The organism is Methyloceanibacter sp., assembly GCF_049590335.1.
In the GTDB taxonomy this organism is placed as follows: domain Bacteria; phylum Pseudomonadota; class Alphaproteobacteria; order Rhizobiales; family Methyloligellaceae; genus Methyloceanibacter.
This window is the reverse complement of the sequence record NZ_JBAWCQ010000041.1, coordinates 1-6,505: the sequence shown is the minus strand read 5'-3', so window position 1 is coordinate 6,505 and position 6,505 is coordinate 1. Positions and strand designations below refer to the sequence as shown.

Annotated in this window: 7 protein-coding genes, 1 tRNA gene and 1 pseudogene; 7 read left to right on the top strand and 2 right to left on the bottom strand. The window is 60.8% G+C overall.

Translation table 11 applies throughout. From position 1 onward, the window contains the following. Window positions 1-230: pseudogene (locus WBQ77_RS02885) on the top strand (serine hydrolase domain-containing protein); the annotation flags it as partial. On the opposite strand, the gene WBQ77_RS02880 reads toward WBQ77_RS02885, so the two are convergent. After that, entirely contained in the window at window positions 227-1,480 is a 1,254-nt protein-coding gene (locus tag WBQ77_RS02880) for a NupC/NupG family nucleoside CNT transporter (protein ID WP_424058849.1), read from the bottom strand. The pseudogene WBQ77_RS02885 and the gene WBQ77_RS02880 sit on opposite strands and share 4 nt — an antisense overlap. A 387-nt stretch (window positions 1,481-1,867) precedes the next feature. Here WBQ77_RS02880 and WBQ77_RS02875 point away from each other — a divergent pair, with 387 nt between their 5' ends. Together WBQ77_RS02875 and WBQ77_RS02870 are read left to right on the top strand one after the other, a co-directional pair. Further along, the gene (locus WBQ77_RS02875; RefSeq protein ID WP_424058847.1) at window positions 1,868-2,578 is read left to right on the top strand and encodes a carbohydrate porin; all 711 of its coding nucleotides are present in this window, start codon (window positions 1,868-1,870) and stop codon (window positions 2,576-2,578) included. An 88-nt stretch (window positions 2,579-2,666) separates the two neighbouring features. Further along, the gene (locus WBQ77_RS02870) at window positions 2,667-3,152 is read left to right on the top strand and encodes a macro domain-containing protein (protein WP_424043219.1); all 486 of its coding nucleotides are present in this window, start codon (window positions 2,667-2,669) and stop codon (window positions 3,150-3,152) included. Window positions 3,153-3,224: 72 nt separating this feature from the next. On the opposite strand, the gene WBQ77_RS02865 is transcribed toward WBQ77_RS02870, so the two are convergent. Next, window positions 3,225-3,301, bottom strand: a tRNA-Arg gene (locus WBQ77_RS02865). 146 nt (window positions 3,302-3,447) lie between these two features. Between WBQ77_RS02865 and WBQ77_RS02860 the strand changes: the two genes are divergently transcribed. The 4 genes from WBQ77_RS02860 to WBQ77_RS02845 form a co-directional block, all read left to right on the top strand. Then, complete coding sequence (locus WBQ77_RS02860) at window positions 3,448-3,786, top strand: acyltransferase family protein (protein ID WP_424058844.1); 339 nt, start codon at window positions 3,448-3,450, stop codon at window positions 3,784-3,786. 36 nt (window positions 3,787-3,822) lie between these two features. Beyond that, window positions 3,823-4,236, top strand: coding sequence for a hypothetical protein (locus WBQ77_RS02855; protein ID WP_424058842.1), 414 nt, complete (start codon window positions 3,823-3,825; stop codon window positions 4,234-4,236). 146 nt (window positions 4,237-4,382) lie between these two features. Continuing rightward, window positions 4,383-6,065 (top strand): FAD-dependent oxidoreductase, encoded by a 1,683-nt coding sequence (locus tag WBQ77_RS02850; RefSeq protein ID WP_424058840.1) that lies wholly within the window; start codon window positions 4,383-4,385, stop codon window positions 6,063-6,065. A 76-nt stretch (window positions 6,066-6,141) separates the two neighbouring features. Further along, a partial coding sequence (locus tag WBQ77_RS02845) for a 5'-3' exonuclease (RefSeq protein WP_424058838.1) occupies window positions 6,142-6,505 on the top strand: 364 nt, incomplete at its 3' end.

Here is a 6,505-nt window from a genome sequence, read left to right as displayed (position 1 = left end):
AGGTCTGGCTGAAGCTTACCTCCTCGCCGGGTTTGGGCGAACCGCCGATGCCAGCCGACACCTACTATATGCTCGGTCATCAGCGGCAAGTGGTGGCGATGATTCCCTCGAAAGACCTTGTGGTCGTACGGCTCGGGCTGACACCAAGCGGCGGCGATTGGGACACCGCGCGGGAGCTTTCGCCGCTCGTCAATGCGTTCCCGGACAGGACCCCTGGGCCCGGCCTCTAGGCCAGGATCCCCGCGACCGCCCCGGTCATGAAGCAGGCGATGGTGCCGGCGATGAGCGCCTTGGGACCCAAGGTCACGATCTCCGCGCGCCGCTCCGGGGCCATGGTCGCAAGACCGCCCAGCAAGATGCCGAGGCTGCCGAGATTTGCAAAGCCGCACAGCGCATAAGTCAGGATCTTGTCGCTGCGGGGCGATAAAGCGCCCTGGGGGAGTTCGGCCATCGACAGATAGGCGACGAGTTCATTGAGCGCGATCTTGGTGCCCATCAGTTCGCCCGCGAGCCCCGCCTCTGCCCAGGGAATGCCGATGAGCCAGGCGACCGGCGCCAAAAGCCAGCCCAGCATACGTTGCAAGCTCAGCCTGAGGCCGCCGACCTCCGGTAAAAGGCCAAGGACCTGGTTCGTGAGGTCCACGAGTGCGATGGCCACTATCAGCAACACGGCCACAGCGACCACGACCCAGACTCCGTTGAGCGTGCCGTTGACGATCGCCTCGGCCGCGCTGGTCGCATCCTGGTCCGGCCCGCGCAGTTCCACTGCATCGCCCGTGTAGTCACCGGGCACCATGAGCGCGGCGATGGCAACGGAGGCTGGCGCGCTGATCACCGAGGCGACCATCAGCGTTCCCGCGGCGTCGGTCAGAACCGGCGACAGGACCGTAGCGTAGAGCACAAACATGTTGCCCGCGATGGTCGCCATGCCGACCGTCATCACCAGAAACAGGCTCGCGCGGGTCATGTCGCGCAGATAGGGGCGGATCAGCAGGGGCGCCTCGATCATGCCGATAAAGACATTGGCGGCCGAGGCGACACCCACCGCACCGCCGAGCCCGATCGTCCGCTCAAGGAGCCAGGCGAAGCCTTGCACAATCTTGGGCAGGATCCGCCAATAGAACAGCAACGCGCTCAGGGCGCTGACAATCAGGATGAGCGGCAGTCCCTGGGTGGCGAGAATGAAGACATTCTGCGGCGCTGTGGGCTCGAACGGTGCCGACCCGCCGCCGAGATAGCCGAACACGAAGGACGTCCCGGCGAGCGTCGCCTGACGCAGCGCCTCGACCGCCTTGTTGAGCCAGGACAGGGCCACGGTGATGGGAGGCACGCGCAGGAGCAACACCGCAAGCACGATCTGCAGCGTCATGGCGCTCGCGACCACCCGGACGGAAATCGCCCGCCGGTTCTCACTGACCGCCCACGCGAGCCCCAGCAAGACCACAAGTCCAAGTGCAGCTTGAAGTACGCCCTGCCACATCGCGTTCGCGGCTCTCTTCTTCAATTAGGAGTTTGCGCACCTTGGCCGGCTAGGCGTGGCCAGCCTCTTTATAGCGTGTTCAGCAGGGCCGAGCCACAAACGGTAGGCTGCAATCAAGTTTGGTAAAGTGGCAGATATTTGCCGGCTCCAAGCGGCTCTGAAGCTTGAGAACCGTAGGGATGAGTTTTTCGCGAGTCTTCTGGCCAGGACACGATAGGCATAAATAGCAGCTCACATGGCTCGTTCGACACACAAGCGCCCAAGGCTGCCCTGCAGTCCGCGATCGGCCTGGCTGCCGTAACAACGCTTCCGCTCATAATTCCGACTGCTCTAACTGCCGAAACAGAGGTATCGCGGCGCGGCGCGCCGATAGGCGACAAAAGCAGGGTGCGAACCCGACAACTCGTTGGTGGTATCGATTGGAGCCTTACCTACACTGGCGAAGTCTTCGGTCTATCATCTGGCAGTGCAGAGAACGGCGCGGCCTACGAACATCTGATCGGCTTGGAGATCCATAGCAATTTAAGCAAACTATTGGGATGGACGGGAGGCTCCACACAAGTATCCGTCTACCAGATCGACGACGTCAGCCGAAATGCTCAGGACCTCGTAGGAGCAATTTCCGATCCCAGCAATATTGATGCGCGGGCGATGTTTAGTCTGTTTACGCTGTGGGCTCAGGGAGAACGGGGGGGGCACTTCGGGTCTTTGCGAATCGGCCAGATCGCCGCGGACGATGAGTTCCTGATCAGCAAGACTGCAGCGGCGCTGATCAACAGCGCCTTCGGGATTACTGGACTGATCTCGAGCCGACCCAACGACGTCCTCACATTCGGTGTCGGGTTTTCCAATGTCAGCAGAGAAGATGTAGCCCTGGGGCACACCACACGGCGTCTGTTCGGCTACCGGAACGAAATCCGACGCGGCAACACCGTATTCGAAGTCAACTACACCGCAACACCTGGACGATGGTGGATCATTCAACCCGACCTTCAATACATATTTGATCTTAGCTACAATACCACCGATCCAGACAGCCCGGCGCAGGATTTCGGCGATGCCTTCCTCGTTGGACTAATGACCACCGTCGCCTTTTGATCCGGCGCAAGGCGGGAATGTTCCGGCGCCTCGTATCGTGGCGAATTCAGGCCTTCCACCATGTCTCCCCATACTATGAGGTGCTAGATTGATTACGAAAGTTCGTGGCGACATCCTTCTGAGCGACGCCAAGGCCATTGCCCATGGTGTTGCTCCCCATGACCATTTCAACCAAGGGCTTGCCCTGGCTCTGCGCGAGCGGCACCCGGCCATGGCCAAGGACTTTCGCCATTTCTGTCATCAGGACAACCCGAAGCCAGGGCATGCTTGGCTTTGGGCCGGACCCGAGCGGGTGGTAATTAACCTAATGACGCAAGAGCCCGCGCCCGACAACAAGGCGCATCCGGGGAAAGCGACCGCGCACAATGTCAATCGCGCGCTGAAAGAGCTTCGCACCATCATTGAGCAGGAAAAGATCGCTTCGGTGGCGCTGCCCAAGCTCGCGACGGGCGTAGGGGGGCTGGATTGGGATGAAGTCGAGCCGCTCATTGAGAGCCAACTCGGCCATCTTGGCATTCCCGTCATCGTTTACGTGGCCTATGAGAAGGACACGAAGGCGGCCGAACCGGTGTAGTGGACGGCGCCCTGAGTGGGACCCGGCGCTCTACGGATGTTTGATTAGACTAAGGATCGAACTGCGGATTTTTGGCGCACCCGAGAGGATTCGAACCTCTGACCTCTGCCTTCGGAGGGCAGCGCTCTATCCAGCTGAGCTACGGGTGCTTCGTGCCGCGGACCCTAACCAAACCGCAACCCTTAAGCAACGGCCCCTTCACGGAGTCTAGGGCACTGTAGCCCGCACGCTGCGGCTGACACACTGGCTCCGCCAGCTGGGGGTCTGCCGGTCTCTCAAGATGAGGTGTTTCGTCGTGGCGTTCGGGCCAGACAGGTTTGCGTGGGTCGACTACGCCAAGGGCATCTGCATCGTCCTGGTAGTGATGATGCATTCGACGCTTGGCGTCGAGCAGGCCACCGGCGAATCGAGCTGCATGGGTGCCCTCTTGGCCTTCGCCAAGCCGTTTCGCGTGCCCGATTTCTTCTTGATTTCCGGGTTGTTCCTGGCGCAAGTCATCGACCGGCCCTGGCGCGCCTATTTGGATACAAGGGTCGTCCACTTCGCCTATTTCTACGCACATTGGGTAACGATCCAGTTCGCGTTCAAGGCCCCCCGGATCGCCGCGGACCGGGGCTTGGCCGGCGTGGCATAAGCCTCCCTACTGTCCTATCTCCAGCCATTCGGAACGTTGTGGTTCATCTATCTGCTGCCGGTCTTCTTCGTGGTTGCCAAGCTAACGCGTGGTGTCCTGTCGCTTGTCCTGTGGCCGTTGGCGGCACTGCTTGAGATCACGGATGTGCATACGGATATCGTGGTGACCGACGAATTCTGCGCCCGCTATGTCTGTTTCTATACAGGCTACGCGTTCGCAGGCTCCTCCTTCAAATTTGCCGAAACGGTGCGGGACAGCCCGCGCGAAGGGCTAACCTTACTGTTTGCCTGGGCCGTGTTCGAAGTCCAAGTCGTCATGAGCGCCGGAGTCGCCACGCTCCTCATTTTCCATCGGGCCGTCCGGCACACCGCACTCAGATTTCTCATTGTGCGCCCGGCTGGGGCCAAGCTTAAACCGCAAGCGCCAATCGTGCGGGCCGAAACGGCCTGAGGTAGAGAGCAACCTTTTGCACTGGCGCACGCAACGGACTTGCGCTGCATTTGCTGGACCCTTGGTCCTCCGGGGTTTACTTGACGCGCTGAGCTATAGCCGTCACCTATGCTGGTCAACGCTCGCAAAAGGCTGGACGGCCAAGGATGAACAAGAAGATGGCGGAAAAGAAAAAGATCATCGTAATCGGCGGCGGTTTTGGGGGCGTGTTCGCCGCCAAGTCCTTGGAAAAGATGGGCCGCGGCATGGTCGATGTCGAGCTCATCAACAACAACAACTATTTCGTCTTTCAGCCGCTTCTGCCCGAGGTGGCGTCGTCGAGTCTGAGCTCCTCCGACGCGGTGGTTCCGCTGCGGCAGCTCCTGACCCGGGTTCAGGTGCGCCAGGCGCGCGTCATGGGAATCGATTTCGAACGGAAGATCGTCATCGTGATGCAGGGCGCCCGCATGACGCCGGTGGAATTGCCTTACGACGAACTCGTCATCGCACTCGGCACAGGCGTGGACCTGGATCGGATTCCGGGCATGTCGGATCATGCCCTGACCATGAAGGACCTGACGGATGCGCACTTGCTGCGTACCCACGCGATCGGTTGCCTGGAAACAGCGGACGTCACGAGCGATACATTGGTGAAGGACCAGCTCTTGAGCTTTGTGGTAGTGGGCGCAGGCTTCTCGGGTGTCGAGACCGCCGCTGAACTAAACGATCTGATTGGCCGCGCGCTGCGCTATTACCACAACATCAAGCCCGAAGAGATCCGCATGTATCTCATTGAGTTCGCGCCGCGCATCCTGCCGACCTTCCCGGTCGAACTTGCCGATTATGCAACGAAGAACCTGCGCGCCAATGGGGTCGATGTGTTGACTGGCGTCGGCACGAAGTCGGCAGCCTCTACCGGAGTCGAACTGTCCAATGGCCGCATCATCAACTCCTCGACGGTCGTAGCGACTATTGGCAATGGCCCCCATCCGCTGGTGGAGGCGCTTGGCCTCGACTTGCACTGGGGCCGCATCAAAACGAACCGCTTCATGCAGGTGCCGGGACAGGAGCATGTGTGGGCGCTCGGAGACGCCGCGCTGATTCCGCTCAACGACGATCCGAAGGAAGACTCGGCAGACTACGCAACGCAGACCGCACAGTTCGCCGTGCGCGAAGGCTATCAACTCGCGGCCAATATCGTCGCGAAGCTCAAGGGCCAACCGCTGAAGCCATTTGCCTATAAATCGAAGGGCTCGCTCGCCTCGCTCGGCATGAGTAAGGCCGTGGCGGATGTCTACGGCGTTAAAATGTCGGGCATCTTCGCCTGGCTCCTCTGGCGCGGCTTTTACCTGTCGTTCCTGCCGGGCATCTTCCCAAAGATTCGCGTCGGGCTGAACTGGATGATTAACGCGGTGATGCCGCCCAATATCGTGCAGCTCCGCATGCGGCCACCCGCCACGCGCTACATCCATTTCTGGAAGGGCGACAAGGTGTTCGAGCCGGGCATGCTGATCGACGGGTTCTACACGGTCATCGAAGGCCGCTTTAGGCTGACGATCGACAACCCCGACACAAACGAGCATTTCGAGAAGGAGTTCGGGCCCGGCGAGCATTTCGGCGAGCGCATCCTCCTCAAATCGCATTTGCGGACCGGGCTGGTCGCGGCGCTGGAGGACGGGCTGCTGCTGTTCACGGCCCAGCAGGATTTCCGGCGCTTTGCGCGAGCCTTTCCGCCTTTGCGGGAGTACTTTAAAGGCTATATCGACAAGACCTTCGGCGGCCCCGATAAGGCGTTCGCGCCTGGCAATGTCGAGGACCCGAGCGAGGACGAGTACAAGCCGAAGAACTAGTTGGCCGAGCGTTGTGATCAACGATTGGTTCTTGCCCCTCCCGCGTGCGGCACGCAGTCCCTATAGTCCCCAGGTCATGACCAAGAATTCCACTCCTTCGCCCGCCGACCCAAAACCGGCCGGCCCCGGCGACCGCGTGTTTCTGATCGACGGGTCAGGCTATATTTTCCGTGCCTATCATGCGCTGCCACCGCTCACGCGTCCCTCGGACGGCCTGCCCGTAGGAGCCGTGCACGGCTTTTGCGGGATGCTATGGAAGCTCTTGCGGGAGTCTAACGAACTCGCCCCGCCAACCCATATGGCGGTGATCCTAGATTACTCGTCGAAAACGTTCCGCTCGGATCTGTATAGCGGCTACAAGGCCCACCGGCCCGAGCCCCCAGAGGACCTCGTTCCCCAGTTCCCGCTGGTGCGCGACGCGGTGCGTGCCTTCAATCTCG

What these genes read in the sequence shown, in the direction of transcription:
- WBQ77_RS02880 (WP_424058849.1), bottom strand. Translation starts at nt 1,480, where the DNA reads ATGTGGCAGGGCGTACTTCAAGCTGCACTTGGACTTGTGGTCTTGCTG.
- WBQ77_RS02850 (WP_424058840.1), top strand. Translation starts at nt 4,383, where the DNA reads ATGAACAAGAAGATGGCGGAAAAGAAAAAGATCATCGTAATCGGCGGC.